This is a genomic window from Aidingimonas lacisalsi (assembly GCF_008079445.1).
Classification (GTDB): domain Bacteria; phylum Pseudomonadota; class Gammaproteobacteria; order Pseudomonadales; family Halomonadaceae; genus Aidingimonas; species Aidingimonas lacisalsi.
In genome coordinates this window covers 75,902-94,805 of record NZ_VRYH01000005.1, presented here as the reverse complement: position 1 = coordinate 94,805, position 18,904 = coordinate 75,902, and the positions used below count along the sequence as shown (strand labels likewise).

At 58.5% G+C, this 18,904-nt stretch carries 19 protein-coding genes and 1 pseudogene; 6 read left to right on the top strand and 14 right to left on the bottom strand.

Going from position 1 to position 18,904, the window contains the following annotated elements:
* Positions 1-32: 32 nt before the first annotated feature.
* A complete protein-coding gene (locus FVV99_RS11825; protein WP_148254289.1) occupies positions 33-239 on the bottom strand; it encodes a DUF533 domain-containing protein in 207 nt (68 codons plus the stop codon).
* A gap of 101 nt (positions 240-340) precedes the next feature.
* Positions 341-940: a cob(I)yrinic acid a,c-diamide adenosyltransferase gene (cobO, locus tag FVV99_RS11820; protein WP_148254288.1), complete on the bottom strand. Its 600-nt coding sequence runs from the start codon at positions 938-940 to the stop codon at positions 341-343.
* Positions 941-1,116: 176 nt separating this feature from the next.
* Between cobO and FVV99_RS11815 the strand changes: the two genes are divergently transcribed.
* Entirely contained in the window at positions 1,117-2,187 is a 1,071-nt protein-coding gene (locus FVV99_RS11815) for a calcium/sodium antiporter (protein WP_148254287.1), read from the top strand.
* A 4-nt stretch (positions 2,188-2,191) separates the two neighbouring features.
* Here FVV99_RS11815 and FVV99_RS11810 read toward each other — a convergent pair whose 3' ends face one another.
* Positions 2,192-2,989, bottom strand: a complete 798-nt coding sequence (locus FVV99_RS11810; protein ID WP_148254286.1) for an ATP-binding protein — start codon at positions 2,987-2,989, stop codon at positions 2,192-2,194.
* A 5-nt stretch (positions 2,990-2,994) separates the two neighbouring features.
* The gene (locus tag FVV99_RS11805) at positions 2,995-3,474 is read right to left on the bottom strand and encodes a phosphatidylglycerophosphatase A family protein (protein ID WP_148254285.1); all 480 of its coding nucleotides are present in this window, start codon (positions 3,472-3,474) and stop codon (positions 2,995-2,997) included.
* 121 nt (positions 3,475-3,595) lie between these two features.
* Between FVV99_RS11805 and chrA the strand changes: the two genes are divergently transcribed.
* Positions 3,596-4,795: a chromate efflux transporter gene (chrA, locus tag FVV99_RS11800; protein WP_148254531.1), complete on the top strand. Its 1,200-nt coding sequence runs from the start codon at positions 3,596-3,598 to the stop codon at positions 4,793-4,795.
* A 10-nt stretch (positions 4,796-4,805) separates the two neighbouring features.
* Here the strand turns inward: chrA and FVV99_RS11795 are convergent, their stop codons facing one another.
* The 3 genes from FVV99_RS11795 to FVV99_RS11785 form a co-directional block, all read right to left on the bottom strand.
* Complete coding sequence (locus FVV99_RS11795) at positions 4,806-6,989, bottom strand: putative bifunctional diguanylate cyclase/phosphodiesterase (RefSeq protein ID WP_148254284.1); 2,184 nt, start codon at positions 6,987-6,989, stop codon at positions 4,806-4,808.
* Positions 6,990-7,301: 312 nt separating this feature from the next.
* Positions 7,302-7,595, bottom strand: coding sequence for a winged helix-turn-helix domain-containing protein (locus tag FVV99_RS11790; protein WP_148254283.1), 294 nt, complete (start codon positions 7,593-7,595; stop codon positions 7,302-7,304).
* A gap of 37 nt (positions 7,596-7,632) precedes the next feature.
* Positions 7,633-8,712: a PA0069 family radical SAM protein gene (locus FVV99_RS11785; RefSeq protein WP_148254282.1), complete on the bottom strand. Its 1,080-nt coding sequence runs from the start codon at positions 8,710-8,712 to the stop codon at positions 7,633-7,635.
* A 132-nt stretch (positions 8,713-8,844) separates the two neighbouring features.
* On the opposite strand from FVV99_RS11785, the pseudogene FVV99_RS11780 reads away from it, so the two are divergent.
* Positions 8,845-9,000, top strand: a pseudogene (locus FVV99_RS11780) (ABC transporter ATP-binding protein); the annotation flags it as partial.
* A 27-nt stretch (positions 9,001-9,027) separates the two neighbouring features.
* Here the strand turns inward: FVV99_RS11780 and FVV99_RS11775 are convergent.
* The 6 genes from FVV99_RS11775 to kduD all read right to left on the bottom strand — a co-directional run bounded on the left by FVV99_RS11775 (position 9,028) and on the right by kduD (position 14,978).
* Complete coding sequence (locus tag FVV99_RS11775; protein ID WP_148254281.1) at positions 9,028-9,789, bottom strand: glycerophosphoryl diester phosphodiesterase; 762 nt, start codon at positions 9,787-9,789, stop codon at positions 9,028-9,030.
* Positions 9,786-10,871, bottom strand: a complete 1,086-nt coding sequence (locus FVV99_RS11770) for a sn-glycerol-3-phosphate import ATP-binding protein UgpC (protein ID WP_148254280.1) — start codon at positions 10,869-10,871, stop codon at positions 9,786-9,788. The genes FVV99_RS11775 and FVV99_RS11770 overlap by 4 nt, the downstream gene beginning before the upstream one ends.
* A gap of 10 nt (positions 10,872-10,881) precedes the next feature.
* Positions 10,882-11,727, bottom strand: a complete 846-nt coding sequence (gene ugpE, locus FVV99_RS11765; RefSeq protein WP_148254279.1) for a sn-glycerol-3-phosphate ABC transporter permease UgpE — start codon at positions 11,725-11,727, stop codon at positions 10,882-10,884.
* A gap of 13 nt (positions 11,728-11,740) precedes the next feature.
* Positions 11,741-12,616 carry a sn-glycerol-3-phosphate ABC transporter permease UgpA gene (gene ugpA, locus FVV99_RS11760; protein ID WP_148254278.1) on the bottom strand — a complete coding sequence of 292 codons (876 nt, stop codon included), beginning with the start codon at positions 12,614-12,616 and terminating at the stop codon, positions 11,741-11,743.
* Between the two features lie 93 nt (positions 12,617-12,709).
* Entirely contained in the window at positions 12,710-14,026 is a 1,317-nt protein-coding gene (ugpB, locus tag FVV99_RS11755; RefSeq protein WP_148254277.1) for a sn-glycerol-3-phosphate ABC transporter substrate-binding protein UgpB, read from the bottom strand.
* A 199-nt stretch (positions 14,027-14,225) separates the two neighbouring features.
* On the bottom strand, positions 14,226-14,978 hold the full coding sequence (gene kduD / locus FVV99_RS11750; protein WP_148254276.1) for a 2-dehydro-3-deoxy-D-gluconate 5-dehydrogenase KduD: 753 nt from the start codon (positions 14,976-14,978) through the stop codon (positions 14,226-14,228).
* Positions 14,979-15,391: 413 nt separating this feature from the next.
* Here kduD and FVV99_RS11745 point away from each other — a divergent pair, with 413 nt between their 5' ends.
* Both FVV99_RS11745 and FVV99_RS11740 read left to right on the top strand, forming a co-directional pair.
* The gene (locus tag FVV99_RS11745) at positions 15,392-15,856 is read left to right on the top strand and encodes a GNAT family N-acetyltransferase (RefSeq protein ID WP_148254275.1); all 465 of its coding nucleotides are present in this window, start codon (positions 15,392-15,394) and stop codon (positions 15,854-15,856) included.
* Positions 15,857-15,943: 87 nt separating this feature from the next.
* Positions 15,944-16,921 (top strand): NADPH:quinone reductase, encoded by a 978-nt coding sequence (locus FVV99_RS11740; RefSeq protein WP_148254274.1) that lies wholly within the window; start codon positions 15,944-15,946, stop codon positions 16,919-16,921.
* 43 nt (positions 16,922-16,964) lie between these two features.
* Here the strand turns inward: FVV99_RS11740 and FVV99_RS11735 are convergent, their stop codons facing one another.
* Positions 16,965-17,858, bottom strand: coding sequence for a MurR/RpiR family transcriptional regulator (locus FVV99_RS11735; protein WP_148254273.1), 894 nt, complete (start codon positions 17,856-17,858; stop codon positions 16,965-16,967).
* Between the two features lie 248 nt (positions 17,859-18,106).
* Here FVV99_RS11735 and FVV99_RS11730 point away from each other — a divergent pair, with 248 nt between their 5' ends.
* Positions 18,107-18,901, top strand: coding sequence for an enoyl-CoA hydratase/isomerase family protein (locus tag FVV99_RS11730; RefSeq protein ID WP_201745080.1), 795 nt, complete (start codon positions 18,107-18,109; stop codon positions 18,899-18,901).
* The last annotated feature ends 3 nt before the right edge of the window (positions 18,902-18,904 follow it).

Here is an 18,904-nt window from a genome sequence, read left to right as displayed (position 1 = left end):
TTGCCCGGCCGGTCGTTGAGGGCTGTTTGCTGTCAGGCGGCGCTTTCGGCGACCTGGTGCTCCAGCTCTCGGGCCATTTGGCTGTCGAGCCCCAGGGCGGAGGACAACTGGTCCAGCCAGGCCCGTTCCATGGAGTTGTCGTCATCGATCATGGCGACACTGGCCAGGTACATCTCCCGAGCCGCTTGCGGTGAGTCGGCCTGTTTCATCAACTGATCGAGAATACCCTTGGCGTTCATACCGCTCTCCGTGAAGACGAAAAAGTAACGCGAGCTTGTCCGCACATCGTACCGCTTCCTGCTTGGAACCTTTGGGCGGCATCGAGTTCGATCAACCCCGGTCAATAATCGATGCCACGACGCGCCTGAATGCCGCTGTTGAAGGCGTGCCTGGTTTCCTGCATCTCGGTGACGGTATCCGCCCGATCCGTCAGGTCACGGTGGGCATTGCGCCCGGTGATGATCACCGTCTGTTCGATGGGGCGATGCTGCAAGGCGGTCATGACCCGTTCGATATCCAGGTAGCCGAATTTGAGCATATAGGTGATTTCATCGAGTACCACCAGGTAAACCGACGGATCGGCGAGCATCCGCTCTGCTTCATGCCAGACTTCCAGGCAAGCCTGGATATCGCTTGCGCGATTCTGGGTCTCCCAGGTAAAGCCGGTCGCCATCACCTGGACTTCGAGGTTATCGTCCTCGCTCAGACGCTCGCGTTCGCCGCACTCCCACGCGCCTTTGATGAACTGCACCACGCCGACCTTATAGCCATATCCCAACGCCCGTGTCACCGTACCCCACGCTGCCGTGGTCTTGCCCTTGCCGTTACCGGTAAACACCATCAGCAAGCCGCGCTGCTCCGTCGCACTGGCCACTCTGTCATCGACATGCGATTTCAGTTTCTGCATCGAACGCTTGTGGCGCGTTTCACGATCGCTCATCGAGCCTCCCGAATAGAAAACGGTATCGATGACAACAGATTACGCCAGTGAGCCGCACTGGGTCATCCTTGTCAGCGGGGTGGGGTAAATTTTCCTTTGTGTACGGTCCGCTTGGTGACATGATGCGCGCATCTGGTCGGTGCCAGTCTGGCGGTTCTCGGCGTGGGGAGTGGGGCATGGCGTTGGTTCTGTTCGTGGTAGGGTTGGTTTTCCTGATCATTGGTGCGGAGGCGCTCGTCAGGGGGGCCTCGCGGATGGCGGGAGCGATGGGGATCTCGCCGTTGGTGATCGGGTTGACGGTGGTCGCGTTCGGAACCAGTTCGCCCGAACTGGCCGTTAGCACCAAATCGGCCTTGGTTGGTCAGGCTGACATTGCCGTGGGCAATGTCGTCGGCAGCAATATCTTCAATGTGCTCTTCATCCTGGGAGTGTCGGCGTTGATCGTGCCACTGGTAGTGGCGCAGAAACTCCTGCGGCTGGATGTCCCCTTGATGATCGGCCTGTCGGTCTTGACGCTGGTGTTCGCGTACGACGGACAGTTCAGCCGGCTCGATGGCGTGATTCTGCTACTGGGCCTGGTGGTCTATGTTGCCTTTCTCATCTACGCGAGCCGTCAGGAGAGTGCCGCGGAACGACAGGAAGATGCCAATGCGCTCGTTGACAGCGCTGCCGGCGGTTTCGGTTGGTTAAAGAACATGGCACTGGTCGTGGTGGGCCTGGTGTTGCTGGTGCTGGGGTCGCGCTGGTTCGTGGACAGCGCTGTGGCCTTTGCTCAGTACATGGGGATCAGCGAAATGGTCATCGGCTTGACGATCGTCGCCGCCGGCACCTCGCTCCCCGAGGTCGTGACATCGATCATTGCCGCGCTTCGTGGAGAACGGGATATCGCCGTGGGCAATGTCGTGGGTAGCAATATCTTCAATATCATGGGCGTGTTGGGTCTGGCGAGCCTGATGGCACCCGCGTGTATCGAGATCTCGGCAGCAGTGATGCACTTCGATATACCGGTGATGATTGTGGTGGCATTCGCCTGCTTGCCAATCTTTTTCACTGGCGGTGCCATCAGTCGTGGCGAAGGGGCAGTGCTGCTGGCTTATTATGTGGCATACACCGCCTACCTTGTGTTGTCCGCGTCTCGTCATGACGCTTTACCGATAGTCAGCACGGCATTGATGTACTTCGCCATTCCGCTGACCGCCCTGACCCTTGCCATCATTGTCTGGCGTGAGTGGCGAGGGAGAGGCTGACCAGTCAACGTTGATGCAAGGCAGTCGGCGAGGCCAGCATGGGTAGGCGGATCCGTACCTGCAGGCCTCCGAGCTTGGCACGATCCAATCGGAGCTCGCCACCGTAGAGCGCGACGAGATCGGCGACGATCGCCAGCCCCAGTCCCGACCCGGAACGCCGTTCGTCGAGTCGAGTGCCGCGTGTAATAGCGGTATCGCGCTGGGCCTGATTCATTCCCGGACCGTCATCGCTGATGGTGAAGACGATACGGTCGTCGTCGCGTCGGTCGGTAAGCTCGATCGCGTGTCGCGCCCAACGCAGGGCGTTGTCGAGCAGGTTGCCGATGATCTCCTGCAGGTCCTGGCTGTCCATGTGCAGGCTCAGCTCGGTCGGCAAGCGGCAGTCGAGAGACAGTTCGCGTCGTTCGGCCAGGGGAGACAGACCCTCCAGTAACGGGGTAAGGATGTCGTTGACATCGATGGCACCGAACCAGGCCCCGTCGCCGGCTGCCGAAGCGCGGGCGAGGTGATGGCGTACGGCATCGTCGATGCGTGTCAGTTCGGTTTGCAACGACTGGCGTTGCGGTTCGGGCAGTTGGGGCAGGTTCAATCGGATCACGCTCAAGGGGGTCTTGAGGGCATGAGCCAGATTGCCGGCGGTATGGCGGCTGCGTTCGATCAAACGACGGTCGTGCGTCAGCACTGCGTTCATCGCCGTGGCTGCCACCAGGGCACGTAGACGAAACAGCACTTCGGCGGTTTCGAATGGCTTGGTCACGTAATCGTCGGCCCCCACGGAAAAGCCCGCTGGGCGTCCTGTCATCTTGGCTATCTCAATGGGATGCCCCTGCGGCGTCGCCACAGTGCCAGTCCGGTGGCCACGATCAGCCAGGCATAGAGATTGGCGCTGAGATCGTCGAGGACGATGCCGACACCGCCCGCCACGTTTTCCAGTCGTGCGGCGGGTGGCGGCTTGAGGCCGTCGAGGACACGACTCAGAGCAAAGGCACCGACCATCACGACAGGCTGTCGCGCTGCACTTTGACCTGCCAGGACGACCGGGAATGCCATGAACTCGTCGGCGACGATACGGCTATCGTCCTTGCCGCCCAGCGTCTCGGAAGCGGTGTGGCAGATGGGTATCGCGACTATCAGCAGCGCCGTGGCGGTCAGCCACTGTACTCGACGCGAATAACGCAGCATCCACCAGGCAATCAATAATCCGGGAAGTGCTCCGAGTGTTCCAGGAAGCAGCGAGGTATTGCCTAACCCAAAGCCGGTGGCCAGCCAAGTGATGATATCGGTCATGGGATGCCTGATGATTGCAACATGAACGTGACATGATTCGTGCATGGTAATCGAAGTGAGTCAGTTTGGCGCATTCTACCAACGACACCAGGATAGCAGCAGGACCGATCAGGGGGCGCCCATGTTGCGTGAACAGGCCAGCTATCGAGTGACGGAAGTGTTCAAGGCATTTCTGGTACTGGGGCTGACTTCCTTCGGTGGGCCGATCGCCCATCTGGGGTATTTTCGTGCCGAATTCGTGACTCGGCGTCAGTGGTTGGATGAAAGCGCGTATGCCGATCTGGTGGCGTTATGTCAGTTCCTGCCTGGCCCGGCGAGCAGTCAGGTAGGTTTTGCTCTGGGGTGGTTGCGAGGCGGCCCCTTGGGTGCTGCGGCGGCATGGCTGGCATTCACTCTGCCATCGGCCATCGTGCTGGTGCTGTTCGCCATGGGAGCGTCACTGATGGAGGGGGCGATAGGTCGAGGTATCGTCCATGGTTTGAAGGTGGTAGCAGTGGCGATCGTTGCCCAGGCGGTCTGGGGGATGACGAGGAATCTATGCCCCGATCGTCGGCGTGCGACCATGGCACTGGCGGCTGTGTTGATCGTGATAACGGTGAGTGGACCCGGCGGTCAGATAACGGCGATTCTGATGGGTGCCCTGGTCGGATGGTGGCTTTGCCGTGATGATAATGTCGCCGGTGGCGAGACGCTGCATTTTCCGGTGACCAAACGTGCAGGCGGCATGGCCCTGGCGGTATTCGGCGGTCTACTGGCGGGGTTGCCATTGTTGGCGCTCTTTTCGTCCAGCCAAGGACTCTCTCTGCTGGATGCCTTCTATCGTGCCGGTGCCCTGGTCTTCGGTGGCGGACATGTCGTTCTGCCACTACTTCAGGCGGAAGTGGTGCAGTCCGGCTGGGTCTCTTCGGATGTTTTCCTCAGCGGTTATGGGGCAGCGCAGGCAATACCGGGGCCGCTGTTCACCTTCTCCGCCTATCTTGGCGCGATGATGCAGACACCGCCTGCTGGTGTCCCGGGAGCCGCGATCGCATTAGTGGCAATCTTTCTACCGGGCATGTTGTTGTTGATTGGCGTGATGCCGTTCTGGAATGCCTTTCGTCGTCTGGCGGGTGCGCAGGCGGTGATGCGCGGTACCAACGCTGCTGTCGTCGGTATCCTGGGAGCGGCACTGTATGAGCCTGTCTGGACGACGGCGATTGTGAGCGCCTCTGAATTCGCGTTGGCGCTGGTCGCCTTCGTGCTTCTGGCGGTATGGAAAGTGTCACCTTGGGTCGTTGTCGTGATCTCTGCCTTGGGCGGAATCGCCATAGGGGCCGGCTAAGACAATATGCTCATCCCAAAGGTAGACCGAAGTGCGGGCCGGGACGCAACGCATTGGAGACCAGGTGTCTGGTGTCGCATGGCGCAGGTTGGAACGAGGGAAACGATGTACGTGTGTTTCGAGATAAGGCCTGGGTGATGACCGCGGCAGTCGCCGGGGGTGCAAAGATGAATCCCTGGCCTTGATGACAATCCAGTTTCAGCATGGCCTGGCTTTGCTCTTCCGTTTCAATGCCCTCGGCAAGAATCGTGAATCCCAGACTGGCTCCTACGCCGGTGATGGCGCGGATGATGGCCTGATCACGGTCATCATCAAACACGCCCTGGATGAAGGTACGATCGATTTTCAGTGTATCGATCGGTAATTCCTTGAGATAACTGAGCGACGAATAACCGGTACCGAAATCGTCGATGGCCAGTGACACCCCCATGTTCCGAATGTCTCTCAGTCGCTCGATGGTGTCGTGGTCGAAATGCATGAGAGACGTTTCGGTAATTTCCAGTTCGAGGTAGTCGGGAGGGAGCCCGCTTGCGTTGAGGATCGTGTGTAACCGCGACGTGAAACCTTGTTGGATGAGTTGTGGCGCGGCGATATTGACAGCGATACGACCGAACTCCAACCCGGCATCCAGCCAAACGCGCCCCTGATGGCAGGCTTCCCGTAGTGCCCATTCGCCAAGGGCGGCGATCATGCCGGTACGTTCGGCCAGCGGAACGAAGACACCTGGCGATATCATGCCTTCCCGGGGGTGCTGCCAGCGTGCTAGTGCCTCGAGACCGAGCCACTTGCCGGTGCGCAGGTCAACCAGCGGCTGATAGCAGAGGTGAAGTTGTTCCCGACGTAGGGCGTCGCGCAAATCATTGCCCAGGCGAACTTGGAGCATGGCCTGGTCGGTCAGTGATTTTTCGAAGAAGTGATAACCAAGATCTTCTTTCTTGGCCCGATACATAGCCGCATCGGCGTGTTGGATAAGCTCATCGGCGCGCACGCTGTCATCGGGATACATGCTGATACCGATACTGGGGTCGGCGTGGAGTTTCCAATTGTCGAACTCAATGGGAGGCTGCATGATGCGTAACAACCTTTCTGCCGCTCTGGCTGCCTCGTCGGGATGCTCCAGATCCTGTATGAGCACGATGAATTCGTCGCCTGCAAAGCGCGCTGCCGTATCTTCCTTGCGGATGAATTGGGTGAGCCGGAGCGCAAATTCCTGAAGCACTCGATCGCCTGCCGTGTGTCCGAGGCTATCGTTGATGGTCTTGAAATCGTTCAGGTCCATGAACAATACGGCCAATCGCTTATGCTGGCGTTGGCTGCGCGATAGCGCGGTACTCAAGCGTTGTCGGAATAGCGTGCGGTTGGGTAGACCGGTCAAGGCATCGGTATTGGCGATGTGTTCAAGCATACGCTGGATCGCTTTCTGACGGTCGATCCAGGCGACAAGCAGACTGAGACCAAGAATGAGACCCGCGAAGCCACCGATGGTGGCTGCCATGGCACCGTTGGAAAGTATCGGGGCCTGAGTCATGGTCATGGCGGTATCATAGAAGCGTGACGCTCCCATGGCGGTGTAGTGCATACCGGCCACTGCGAAGCCCATGAAAATACCTGCAACGAGTCGCAGACCATTCTCTGAGAACTCTGCCAGGGTGCGTACACGGAAATGCAGATACAGCGCGGCGAATGCCAGCAGGAACGCGACGATTATGGAAAGGATGAAGAACGCAACATCGTAGCGCAGGCCGGGCATGTGCATGGCTTCCATGCCGATGTAGTGCATACTGCCGATGCCTGCCGCCATCAGCAGTGCGCCCAGCACAAGACGTAACATTTGTGGCGATGGGTGCGCCATTAAATGCAGAGCCACGCCACTTCCGAGGATCGCTGGAAACAGCGATACCACTGTCAATCCTAACGTATACTCCATGTTCTCGTGCCCTTGCACGGAAAAGGCGAGCATCGCCGTAAAATGCATGGCCCAGATACCACAGCCCATGGTCACTGCACCGCCGATATGCCACCACAATCGGATCGCAAAGGAGCGCGATGCGACCATGCGGTCGGCAAGCATCAAGCTGGTTAGGCCTGCAAAACAGGCAATGGCAATGGAAAGTGCGACAAGTAATGGGTCATAGCCGCCTTCCAGGAGAGGGCCCAATTCAGGGTCAACCTCATCAAAGCGCCAAAACTCCATTTCGACTCCTGAGTTCCCCGCGTCGGTAGTTACTTCGCTATTTATCGTTGTTTATTTGCTATTTATCGTTGTCTAACAGGAGTTGTGATGATGGTCACTGTGTGCTGTGTCGTATGCGCGTCAGGGAAATACGATATGACTGCCTGGCTGTTCCAGATAGCCCTTGATGTCTCTGGTTCCGGTCTACGTTGCACTTGAACAGGCTCGTCGGGTGGCCTAGTGCTTCCTAAGTCAACGTAGCCAAATATGTCACAGATGGCGAACTGGCAGTAGATAAAACTTTGCAGAAATGATCATCGCTGGAGTGACGACTCAGGGATAACCCAGTGCCTGCCGGATCGTCTCGATGTGAAATGTAATCCAGCGGGGGTTGATGGCCCCCCAGTCACGGATGACATAACGTCCGATATTGTGCGGTGCGCCCGGCTGAGGCTCGAATTCACAGACGATGTCCAACTCCGCCAGGGCATTGATGGTGTCCTGAGCTGTGCGTCGAGGCATACCGGTGACCTCGGTGATGGCTGGCACACTATCGACACCGCTATCGATCAAGTGGGCGACATAGAGGCGGCGATAGAAGCTCGACTTGGTCTTGCTAATTGGCATCGGCACGTCCTTGGTGGCAACGATGAGCCTCTATAGCCTAGTTGAATAAGTCCCCTTGAGCACGAGGTGGGCGAAATGCACGGGTATCTAACCCCATGTCGGCGCGTTCGTGCATACCAAGCCGCCGACTGGCCTTGGTGAAGCGCTGTGCCAGCAGATCGGCAAACGCTCCCTGGCCGCGCATCCGATGGACGAACCGCGAGTCGTAGGTGTCTCCGCCACGACACTGGCGCATCAGACTCATTACCTTGGCGGCACGTTGCGGATAGTGCTGTGTCAGCCAGTCTTCGAACAGGGGAGCGACTTCCCGCGGCAATCTCAGCAGCATCCAGGCTGCGCTGCGTGCACCGGCACGGCTGGCTGCTTCCAACAGGGCTTCGAGTTCGTCATCGGTAAGTCCGGGTATGACAGGGGAAATCAGCGTTCCCACGGGAACACCGGCAGTATTCAGCTCTTGCATGACCTTGAGGCGTGCTTGGGGCGAGGCCGTACGGGGCTCCAGCGTTCGCTTGAGTTCGGTATCGAGGCTGGTGAGACTGATGAATACCCGCACCAGATTGTGTTCCGCCATCGTTGCGAGCAGCTCCAGATCACGCAGGATCAACGCGCTTTTGGTGACGAGGGTAACCGGGTGCCGACATTCCAGGAGCAGTTCGAGTAATGCGCGTGTCGTGCGATGTTCGGCTTCTATCGGCTGATAGCAGTCGGTGTTGCCGGACAGGTTGATCGGACGGCACGTATACCCCGGTCGACACAGCTCTTCACGCAGTTGATCGACCAGGCCGGTACGGGCAATCAGACGGGTTTCGAAATCGAGCCCAGGTGACATGTCCCAGTACGCGTGGCTTGGGCGTGCATAACAATAGATACAGCCATGCTCGCAACCTCGGTAGGGGTTCAGAGAACGGTCGAAAGGCAGGTCGGGAGAACGATTCCAGGCCAGGGCGCTCTTGGCCTTTTCCTCGCGAACTTCGGTAGCGAGGCGTGTTGGGGCCGCTTCTTGCCACCAGCCATCGTCTATCGCTTCGCTATGGGTCGGCGAGAAGCGGTTGTGGGGATCGTATGTCGCTCCGCGTCCCTTGCGGGCTTGACTCGGCTTCAGTGTGTTCGGCGACATGGCAGCCTCTTCTTTATTGCTGTATATAAATACAGTATATGCAGCAATAAAGCATCATGCCAATGCCGACCGGTGATTTCCGTATTGGATGACGGGAGCGTGCAATGCAAACGCAGGGCGGTCGAATCGTTGTGGTGCGACCAACTGTTGCTATTGTACCCGGATGGCGAGGCCTGCTGGGGACCGGCGACCCGCATGCTGGTGCCCGATGCGCTGGAGCGACTCTATGATCAGCCACTGGTGTCGGCAGAGATCGACGGCAGTCGGGTATTCGTTCCGGCAAGCTGATCTGGTCTCCAGTCGACGCGGCATCTGTTATCCAGTACTCGGCAAATAGTGGGTGAAAAGGCCCGGGTCGTCACTGATGACGGCATCCGCCCCCCATTGCCAACAGGGAGTGAAGGCGATTGGGTCGTTGGCGGTATAACAGAGCAGCCGATAGCCTGCCTGTTTGATTTCCTGCACCCGTTTCTCCTTCAAACGTCGCCAGTCGAGATGAAGACTGTAGGCATTGAGACGTTCGGCGATAGCTCGCCACTCTTTCGGTGGCTGGTCGTAGAGTAAGCCGAGTCTCAGGCGGCGACCATCGGACTCCAAGCGACGCGCGCTCTCGAGTGCCTGGCGGTTGAAGGATGAGACGATCAAGCGACTGGCGGGTAGCGCTTCCAGGGCCATGGGCAGTGCTGTGTCGGTCAGTATCTTGGGATCCCGGCCACGGTTGACCTTGAGTTCCAGGTTGACACTCATGCCTAACTCATTCAGCAGGCCGAGCATCTCCGCCAGGGTGGCGATTCGCTCACCGGCAAAGCGGGGATGAAACCAGGCGCCGACATCGAGGGTCTTGGCGGTTTCGCGGTCGAACTTGAATAACTTGCCGCGGCGATTGGAGCAGCGTCGCACGCCGGCGTCGTGCCAGATGACCGGCGTGCCGTCTCCCAGCAGTTGTACGTCGAGTTCCACCCATTGGCAGCCGCTGCGATGAGCGGCACGAACTGCTGCGAGGGTGTTTTCCGGGGCGTGAGCGGACAAGCCGCGATGCGCTACGGTGTAAGGTAATGTGGAGTCGCGCAGCATCATGATGTCGTGGAAGTCTCCGTCGTGGTCAAGCGATGGCCATGGTCGGGATCAAACACATGCAGTCGTTCTCGATCGGGGGCAAGCCACAGTCGATCGCCCTCATTGAGACGTCGTACACCATCGAACCGCACGACCAATGGTTCCGTCTGACCTGCCAGTGTCGCGTAGGCCAGCGTATCGGCGCCCAGTGGTTCGACGAGTTCGACCTGAACCGTCAACGCCTGGGGAGATTCCTCGACGGGTACCAGATGCTCCGGTCGGATACCCAGCGTGATGTCACCATGTACGTCGACCGGGGAGGTCAATTGACTGCCGCAAGGCAGTGTCAGCGTATCACCGTCAGCGTTGGCATTCAGGAAATTCATGGCGGGCGAACCAATGAAACCGGCCACGAACGTGGACGCCGGTTGCTCGTACAGTGTCATGGGAGTCCCGAGTTGTTCGATTCGGCCTTCGTTCATCACGATCAAACGATCGGCGAGTGTCATGGCTTCGACCTGGTCGTGAGTGACGTAGACGGCTGTCACTCCCAGACGTTTTTGCAGCCGACGTATTTCCAGACGCATTTGTACCCGCAACTTGGCGTCGAGGTTGGACAGCGGTTCATCGAAGAGGAAAACCTGGGGCTCTCGAACGATGGCTCGTCCCATGGCGACCCGTTGTCGCTGGCCGCCGGACAGCTGACGCGGGCGCCGGTCGAGCAGGTCCTGAAGGCCGATCAACCGCGCCGTTTCCTCGACCTTGCGGCGTCGCTCCTCCTTGGGGATACCTCGATTCTTGAGTGCATATTCCATGTTGCCGGCTACGCTCATGTGTGGATAGAGCGCGTAATTCTGGAAGACCATTGCAATATCGCGCTCGACGGGTTCCAGTTCATTGACCCGCTTCTCGCCGATATAGAGGCTGCCCTCGGTAATGTCTTCCAGTCCGGCAAGCATACGCAGTAGCGTGGATTTGCCACAGCCGGATGGTCCGACGACGACCAGCAACTCGCCATCGTCGATGGTCAGGTCCAGGCCGTGCAGGGCGACGAAGCCGTTGGGGTAGGTCTTTTTCAATCCATCGAGTCGTAGTGTTGCCATGGAGTCTCGCTTATTTCTCGGTGTCGACCAATCCCTTCACGAAATAGCGCTGCATCAGCACGATAACGATGATGGGAGGGAGCATGGCCAGTAGCGTAGTGGCGGTGACGGTATGCCACGGCACAAGGTTGTCTGCCGAGGTCAGCATTCGCTTGAGACTGATGACGACCGTCATGTAGTCGGATTCCGTGGTGATCAACAAGGGCCATAGGTATTGGTTCCAGCCGTAGAGGAACATGATCACGAACAACGCGGCGATATTGGTCTTCGACAATGGCAACAGGATGTCGCGCAGGAAACGCCAGGGACCGGCGCCGTCGACGCGAGCGGCTTCGAGCAGTTCCGGCGGTACGGTGAGATAGAATTGCCGAAACAGGAACGTCGCCGTGGCGCTGGCGATCAGGGGCAGTATCAAGCCCGAGTAGGAGTTCAGCATGCCGAGGTCGGCGACCACCTTGTAGGTGGGCATGATGCGAACTTCCACCGGCAACATCAGGGTGATGAAAATGGCCCAGAAACACAGCATGCGCATTGGAAAACGAAAGAATACGATGGCATAGGCAGCCAGAATGGCAATCGTGATCTTGCCTACGGCGATACCCAACGCCATGATCGTGGAATTGAGCAGCAACCGGGTGGCATCCGTGCCGAGTCGACTGACCGGGTCACTGAGTACGGCCAGGAAATTGCCCAGCCCTTCGCTGCCGAACCATAGCGGAGCGGTCCCCGTATACAGCGATGATTGAGTATGGGTGGCAGCGACGATGGCCATCCACACGGGCAGGAAAAACACGATCACACAGAGTATCAGGAGCGTGTGACTGGTAATGTCGAGTCCTGGGCGGCGGTAGCGCATTGAGACGACCTTTTCAGTATTGAACCTTACGTTCGATGTAGCGGAATTGCAGCAGAGTCAATAGACCGACCAACACCAGGAGAATGACCGACTGGGCGGCGCTCAACCCTAGATCATAGCCCTCGAAGCCATCTTCATAGACTTTGTAGACGAGGGTGCGCGTCGCGCCACCGGGACCGCCGCCAGTGGTGGCATCGATAGTGCCGAAGGTTTCGAAGAAGACATAGACGCTGTTCATCACTAACAAGAAGAAGGTCGTGGGGGAGAGCAGGGGAAACGTAATGGTCCAGAAACGCCGCCAGGGGCCGGCGCCATCAATCGCAGCCGCTTCCAGCAGGCTTTTGGGTATCGACTGCAAGCCGGCCAGGAAAAAGACGAAGTTGTAGCTCATCTGCTTCCAGATCGATGCCAGAATCACCAACAGCATGGCTTGTCCGCCGTTGACACGGTGGTTCCAGCCGATTCCCAGGCTTTCCAGTCCGGCACTGAGCAGGCCGAGGTTGGGATCGAACATGAACATCCACAGTACCCCGGCAACTGCAGGGGCGACGGCATATGGCCATATCAGCAGTGTCTTGTAGCCACTGGCGCCATGAATGACGCGGTCGGCTTGTACGGCAAGCAACAGTGCCAATCCCATGGCACCCAGTGCGACGGTGGCGCTGAACAAGGCGGTGACGCCCATGGCGCGAAGATACTCGCCGGAGGTCAGCACTCGGCTGAAGTTCTCGAACCCGACGAATTCACGGCCGAGACCGAAAGGATCTTCAATATAGAATGCCTGGACGATGGCTTGGGCAGCCGGCCAGAAAAAGAAAATGGCAATGATGGCAAGCTGAGGTGCCAGTAGAATCCAGGGGGTGAAACGATGGCGTTGGAATGTAGCCATGGATACCTAACGACGCAAAGGGATGAATAACGGAATCATGACGTTGTCATGGTGTTGACGCCGGGCCAACGGCCCGGCCCTGCACCGCTGATATCAGGAATTGGAGCGCTGAAAGCGTTCAAGCAGGTCGTTGCTACGCTCGACGGCGTTATCCATGCCTTCCTGGACATCCACATTGCCGTTGAAGATGGTTTCGAGTTCTTCTTCGACCACGTCGCGGATCTGTATCATGTTGCCCAGACGAATGCCCTTGGAGTTCTCGGTCGGTTCGACGCTGGTCATCTGCTTGATGCTGACGTCGGTGCCGGGATTGTCTTCATAGAAGTTCTGTTCCTGGCTCAATTCATAGGCGGCTTCGGTGATCGGTAGATAACCGCTGAACTGATGCCAGTCTGCCTGCACTTCCGGTGATGACAGGTAGCTGAAGAATTCGGCGACGCCTTCGTAGACCTCGTCACTCTTGCCTTGTGTGACCCATAGCGAGGCACCGCCGATGATGGAGTTTTGTGGTTCGTCGATCACCTCGGACGAATAGGGTAGGCGTTCCACGGAAAACTCGAAGTCCTCGGCGTTGGCGCGAACGCCGGCAAGCGTTGCGGACGAGGCCATCAAGAGTGCACAACGCCCGGTATAGAAAGCGGGAGCGGCTTCATCGAAACGGCCGTCGTAACGAAAGCGGTCATCTTCCTGCCAGTCATTCAGGCGCTGGATGTGGTCGACGGCAGCGGTTTCGTTGATCTGTAAGCGGGCATTCATGCCGCCGAACCCGTTCTGGTGGCTGGCGAAGGGAATGTCGTGTCGTGCTGAAAAGTTCTCGAGCTGAATCCATGAAGGCCAAGTGGTTGTCATGCCGCATTCTGCCGCACCGGAATCGACGACCTGACTCAATGCTTCACCCAACGCTTCCCAGGTGTCGGGAACGTCTTCGACTCCCGCTGCGTCCAGAATGTCGCGATTGGCATAGACGACAGGGGTGGATGAATTGAAAGGCAAGGACAACATATCGCCATCGTTGCTGGTGTAATATCCCGTGACTGCCGGTAGATAGGCATCCGGATCAAAGTCTGCGCCGTGATCGGCCATCAATTCATGGACCGGGTAGGTGGCGCCTTCCGCCGCCATCATCGTGGCCGTGCCGACCTCGAATATCTGTACGATGGCCGGCGCTTCACCGGCGCGGAAAGCGGCAATCGCACTGGTCATGGTTTCGCTATAGTCACCACGGAAAGAAGGCTGGATCTCATAGTCTGACTGGCTGGCATTGAACGCCTCTGCGATCTCATCGACCTTGTTGCCCAGTTCCCCGCCCATGGCGTGCCACCATTCGATTTCGGTGGCAGCATGCGATGAGAGCGAGAGTGAGGCACAGGCGACGCCCAAGGCCAATGCCGAGGTGGGGAAGCGAATCATGGCGTACTCCTTGTTGCTCGTTGCCAGCGTCCCGACGCCGGGACAACTGGTCACGAAGTTGCCGGGGGTGTTGTCGCATTGCCTGAGCAATGGCTTATCTAAATTAGGGCAACAACATGACAGCTAGATGAACCCTGGCCCGGGGAGCCTGTTACGCCATCCGGTTCGCGCGCCGATGCCGGTGCATCGTTCGCGGGGTTCAACGCGCCAGCCATCCGCCATCCACAGCCAACGCATGGCCATGTACATAATTGGCGGCATTCGAGCACAGAAAGATGACGGCGCCAGCGAGATCATCCGGGGTTCCCCAGCGTCCGGCCGGAATGCGCCCGAGGATGTCAGCGCTGCGGTCGGGATCGTCACGTAGGGCCTGGGTATTATCAGTCGCCATATAGCCCGGGGCGATGGCGTTGACGTTGATACCGTACGGCGCCCACTCATTGGCCAGCAGCCGCGTCAGGCCAAGAATGCCGCTCTTGCTGGACGTGTAGGAAGGCACACGAATCCCTCCCTGGAAGGAGAGTACCGAGGCGATATTGACGATCTTGCCACCACGTTGGCGTTCGACGAGGTGGCGTGCCACTTGCTGAGACAGGAAGAAGGCGGCCTTGAGGTTGACGTCGATGACGGCATCCCAGTCGTCTTCCGTGAATTCCAACGCCGGTGCACGCCGAATCGTCCCGGCATTGTTGATGAGGATATCCAGTTGCCCCGCCTGATTGACGGCCTGTGCCACGATATCGCTCGGGGCGTCGTTTCCCAGTTCGGCATGTATGCCATGAAAACGCTGCCCCTGCGCCTCGATGGCCTGGCGAGTCTCATCCGCTTCGCTGCGGCTGACACCGACGACATCGGCCCCGGCATTGGCCAATGCGATTGCCATGGCCTGACCGAGCCCCTTGTTGCAGCCCGTGACCATGGCAACGTTTCCAGATAACGAAAACGGATTCATGAAACACTCCTTCCGATAGTGGTATTCGCGGTTATCGATCCCGCTGAGGCACGTCGATCTCGAGGTGTTGGGGGTTCGTTCACTGACGCCGTGTGGCGGCGATCAGCACGCTGGCCCCTATCAAACTGCCGGCGTCGGCACGATGAATCAAACGGCGCAGTTTGCTACCCAGAAGCTGTCCGCCGGCTGTCGCCAGCAGTGTAGGCTAGGTCACTGAGCACAATTCGTGTTCCTTCGTTCATGCACTGATGCAAACATATCAGTTATAGCTCATGTCCATCAGCCAGCTACGATGGCATCATTGGCTATTGCCATACTGCGTCGGGTGGCCATCCATTGGCGCCAATAGATCATGAACGCAATGGAGCCAGTGTAGACCAGACATTCCTGCTCCGGTGAGACGAGGACGAAACATGGCTGGAACGATACGGCCGCCGGCCGATGACGATGTGCCGGTACTGGTCGCGTTAGCGGAGGCATTGGGCTATCCCTGCCAGGTGTCCGAAATGCGCGAGCGGCTGGCTTTTCTTGATGGCCGGTCGGGGCATGTGGTGAGGGTCGTCAGCGATGATGCCGATTGTCCACTGGGCTGGATTCATGCGTTCGAAAGTGCCCAGTTGACGGGGGGACCGTTTGTCGAGATCGCGGGGCTCGTCATCGATGACCGGGCACGTGGCATCGGACTGGGAAAATGCCTGGTTGACGCCGTTGCAGCCTGGGCGAAAGCGCGTGGCATCTACCGTTTGCGTGTCCATTCACGTGTCAGTCGCACCGGTGCACATCGGTTCTATCGCCGGCTCGGATTTGAGCAAACCAAAACGCAGCATGTCTTCCAGCATGATTTAAAGGGGGCCCCCGTGGCTACCGAGGTACGTTAAGGCCTGTCTGGAAAATCGACTTGACCTTCCGGCCTGGTAGCGCTTGCATGAGAGACCTATCTGGAAGCCACATGAGGAATGTTCGCCATGGCAAAACGCATTCAGTTTGCTCGCACCGGAGGGTCCGAGGTGCTCGACTATGTCGATGTCGAGCCGAAGGCCCCTGACGCGGGTGAAGTTCGCATCAAGAATGAGGCGATAGGGCTGAATTTCATCGATATCTATTTTCGGACCGGCTTGTATCCGGCGCCGTCGCTACCTTCAGGCTTGGGCACTGAAGGTGCGGGAGTCGTCGATGCCGTCGGCGATGGAGTGGCTCATCTCAAGATTGGTGATCGAGTCGCCTATGCGCAGGGGCCGCTCGGGGCGTATGCGGACTTTCACACTCTGCCGGCCGACAAGGTCGTGGCGTTGCCCGATGATGTCGATGTGGAAACGGCTGCCGGCAGCATGCTCAAGGGCCTGACCGTGCAATACCTGTTGCGTCAGACCTACCCGCTGGAAGGTGGCGAGACGATCCTGTTTCATGCCGCTGCAGGGGGCGTAGGATCGATCGCATGCCAATGGGCGCGTGAGCTGGGTGTCAAGCTGATTGGTACCGTGAGCTCGCAGGACAAGGCGGAACTGGCCAAGTCCAATGGTGCCTGGGCAACCATCGATTATACGCGGGAAAATGTGGCCGAGCGTGTCCGTGAGCTTACCCAGGGCGAGATGTGTGACGTCGTTTATGATTCGGTCGGTAAGGATACCTGGGAAACGTCGCTCGACTGCCTCAAGAAACGCGGTTTGATGGTTAGTTTCGGCAATGCCTCCGGGCCGGTCGAAGGGGTCAATATCGGTATCCTCAACCAGAAGGGCGCGCTGTTTGTGACTCGTCCCAGCCTCAATGGCTATGCCGATACCCGCGAGCGGTTGGAGATGATGGCCAATGACCTGTTCGACATGCTCGAAAGTGGCAAGGTCAAGATCGATATCGCTCAGCGCTTCGCACTCTCGGATGCCGGCAAGGCCCAGGACGCGCTGGCCGCTCGCAAGACCACCGGCTCCACGATTCTGATCCCGTGATGTGAGTCACGAGTCATGGGTAGCGAGTGACACGGGCGACTCGCTACTCGATGTCTACATACGCCCCGAGCTCGCGCATTCGCGATTCGAACCGAGTGACATTATCGACCAGTTGGTCCGGTCCGTAGGCTACGCACTCGGCGAGTATGGCCTCGATCAGCGTGATGGCGGCAAGAATCGAGGGGAAAAAGTGCGGTGTCGAGGTGGCGATATTGAAGGTGATCCTGGCTCCCGGCACCAATGGCGACCGCAAGGTGTCCGTGATGATGATCGTCTCGACACCGTTTGCGCGTGCGATCTCCAGGGCACGTACCGTCTCTGCGCAATACGGGTCGAAGCCGAAGGCCACCAAGAGATCTCCCTCGCCGAAGGGCGCGAGCTCAGTCAATAACCCGCCTTCCTGTCCGCGAATCAACTGGATGTTCGGCATCGCGATACGACCCACGTAGGCGAAGTGGTAGGCGCAGGCGAAGGTATCGCGAAATCCGACGACGGCCACTCTCCCTGCAGCCAGCAGCCGTTCCGCCGTGTTACGGACTTTGGCCTGAACGTCGGGGGTGAACAGGCGGCCGATGTTATCGAAAGCCGAATCGCCGACATCCAGAAATACCTGGTTATCGGTGTTGGCCTGTGCTTTCAGGCTCGAGGCTCGGCCGGAGAGCTCGATGGGGCCTGCCTGCATTGCCGCCTGGAAGACCGCCCGAAACTGCTCGTAGCTGTCGAATTCCAGTCGTTTGGCCAGACGCATCAACGTCGATGGTGTCACTCCGGCGGCCGTGGCCGACTTGCGAATCGACTGGAAAGCGATGTCTACCGGGTGATCCAGTACATAGCGGGTTGCCAGTTTGAGTTGCTGACTCAGCTCGGGATAGCAGGCGGCCAGTGCTTGATTGATGGCATCCAGGTCGCTCGTCGTGTTGCCACTGTCTGACTGCATATTGACCTTCCTGAGTGTCGAGACCGGGCATTCTGCCCATGGCGCGCAAAAAACGCATTGTATCTGAAGTGAACCGCCATTAGCGAAACAATTGAATCGTTTTTATATAAACACCGGAACGTTCGTGTTGACAGCGAGGTATGTCCCTCGTAGCATCACGATTGACACATTCGTATCAATATTGAATTTTTATTGATCCTTTTGTTGCTTTCGTGACGTTTTCCGGCCTCGCTCGCCAAGGAGACCCAATGCCCCACCTGGCCTATGAAACGCTGATCGTCGAGCGGCATGGACCGGTCGCCGAGATCCGTTTCAACCGTCCGCAGCGCCTGAACGCCGTGATCGAGACACTGTATCGAGAGCTGCTGGAGGCCCTCGACCAGGCAGAATCGGATCCCGAGATACGGGTCGTGACTCTGACCGGCGAAGGCCGTGCCTTCTGTGTCGGGGCTGACATGAAAGCCCATGGCGCGGCGCAACGCTCGCTGTATGAGCGGCGGCAATACCTGCAACTCGGCAATGACGTCTGTGAACGCATTCAGCGCTTGACGCTTCCTGTCATTGCTGCCGTCAACGGCTATGCCCTGGGAGCCGGTGCGGAAATGGCCGTCGCTTGCGATTTCATCGTCATGGCCGAGGAGGCGCAGATCGGTTTCCCCGAAACCGGCATAGGCACCTGTGTCGGGGGTGGCGTCTCCAAACTGTTACCGCAACTCGTGGGGCTGACCAAAGCGCGTGAGTTGCTGTTTACGGGGCGCCGAATCAACGGTGAAGAGGCGCAACGTATCGGCCTGGCAATAACCAGCGTGCCAAGCGATGCCCTGTCGGATGCGCACCACCGATTGGCGGACACGCTCTCTTGTCAGGCACCGGTGTCGGTGGCCATGCTCAAGCGTCTGGTCAATCAGGGCAGTCATTCCGAGCTGTCTTCACAGCTGCAGCAGGAACTGGATGCGGTCTTTACCTGTTCCACCACGGCCGATTGGCAGGAAGGCGTGGATGCCTTTGCCGAAAAGCGCTCACCATCATTTCGGGGGTGTTGAGTC

Coding starts and splice junctions, on each gene's coding strand:
- FVV99_RS11795 (WP_148254284.1), bottom strand. CDS start 6,989: ATGGAGTTTTGGCGCTTTGATGAGGTTGACCCTGAATTGGGCCCTCTC.
- FVV99_RS11770 (WP_148254280.1), bottom strand. CDS start 10,871: ATGGCAACACTACGACTCGATGGATTGAAAAAGACCTACCCCAACGGC.
- FVV99_RS11785 (WP_148254282.1), bottom strand. CDS start 8,712: ATGTCGCCGAACACACTGAAGCCGAGTCAAGCCCGCAAGGGACGCGGA.
- FVV99_RS11790 (WP_148254283.1), bottom strand. CDS start 7,595: ATGCCAATTAGCAAGACCAAGTCGAGCTTCTATCGCCGCCTCTATGTC.
- cobO (WP_148254288.1), bottom strand. CDS start 940: ATGAGCGATCGTGAAACGCGCCACAAGCGTTCGATGCAGAAACTGAAA.
- FVV99_RS11740 (WP_148254274.1), top strand. CDS start 15,944: ATGGCAAAACGCATTCAGTTTGCTCGCACCGGAGGGTCCGAGGTGCTC.
- kduD (WP_148254276.1), bottom strand. CDS start 14,978: ATGAATCCGTTTTCGTTATCTGGAAACGTTGCCATGGTCACGGGCTGC.
- FVV99_RS11730 (WP_201745080.1), top strand. CDS start 18,107: ATGCCCCACCTGGCCTATGAAACGCTGATCGTCGAGCGGCATGGACCG.
- FVV99_RS11805 (WP_148254285.1), bottom strand. CDS start 3,474: ATGACCGATATCATCACTTGGCTGGCCACCGGCTTTGGGTTAGGCAAT.
- chrA (WP_148254531.1), top strand. CDS start 3,596: ATGTTGCGTGAACAGGCCAGCTATCGAGTGACGGAAGTGTTCAAGGCA.
- FVV99_RS11775 (WP_148254281.1), bottom strand. CDS start 9,789: ATGATGCTGCGCGACTCCACATTACCTTACACCGTAGCGCATCGCGGC.
- ugpB (WP_148254277.1), bottom strand. CDS start 14,026: ATGATTCGCTTCCCCACCTCGGCATTGGCCTTGGGCGTCGCCTGTGCC.
- FVV99_RS11735 (WP_148254273.1), bottom strand. CDS start 17,858: ATGCAGTCAGACAGTGGCAACACGACGAGCGACCTGGATGCCATCAAT.
- ugpA (WP_148254278.1), bottom strand. CDS start 12,616: ATGGCTACATTCCAACGCCATCGTTTCACCCCCTGGATTCTACTGGCA.
- FVV99_RS11825 (WP_148254289.1), bottom strand. CDS start 239: ATGAACGCCAAGGGTATTCTCGATCAGTTGATGAAACAGGCCGACTCA.
- FVV99_RS11815 (WP_148254287.1), top strand. CDS start 1,117: ATGGCGTTGGTTCTGTTCGTGGTAGGGTTGGTTTTCCTGATCATTGGT.
- FVV99_RS11810 (WP_148254286.1), bottom strand. CDS start 2,989: ATGACAGGACGCCCAGCGGGCTTTTCCGTGGGGGCCGACGATTACGTG.
- ugpE (WP_148254279.1), bottom strand. CDS start 11,727: ATGCGCTACCGCCGCCCAGGACTCGACATTACCAGTCACACGCTCCTG.
- FVV99_RS11745 (WP_148254275.1), top strand. CDS start 15,392: ATGGCTGGAACGATACGGCCGCCGGCCGATGACGATGTGCCGGTACTG.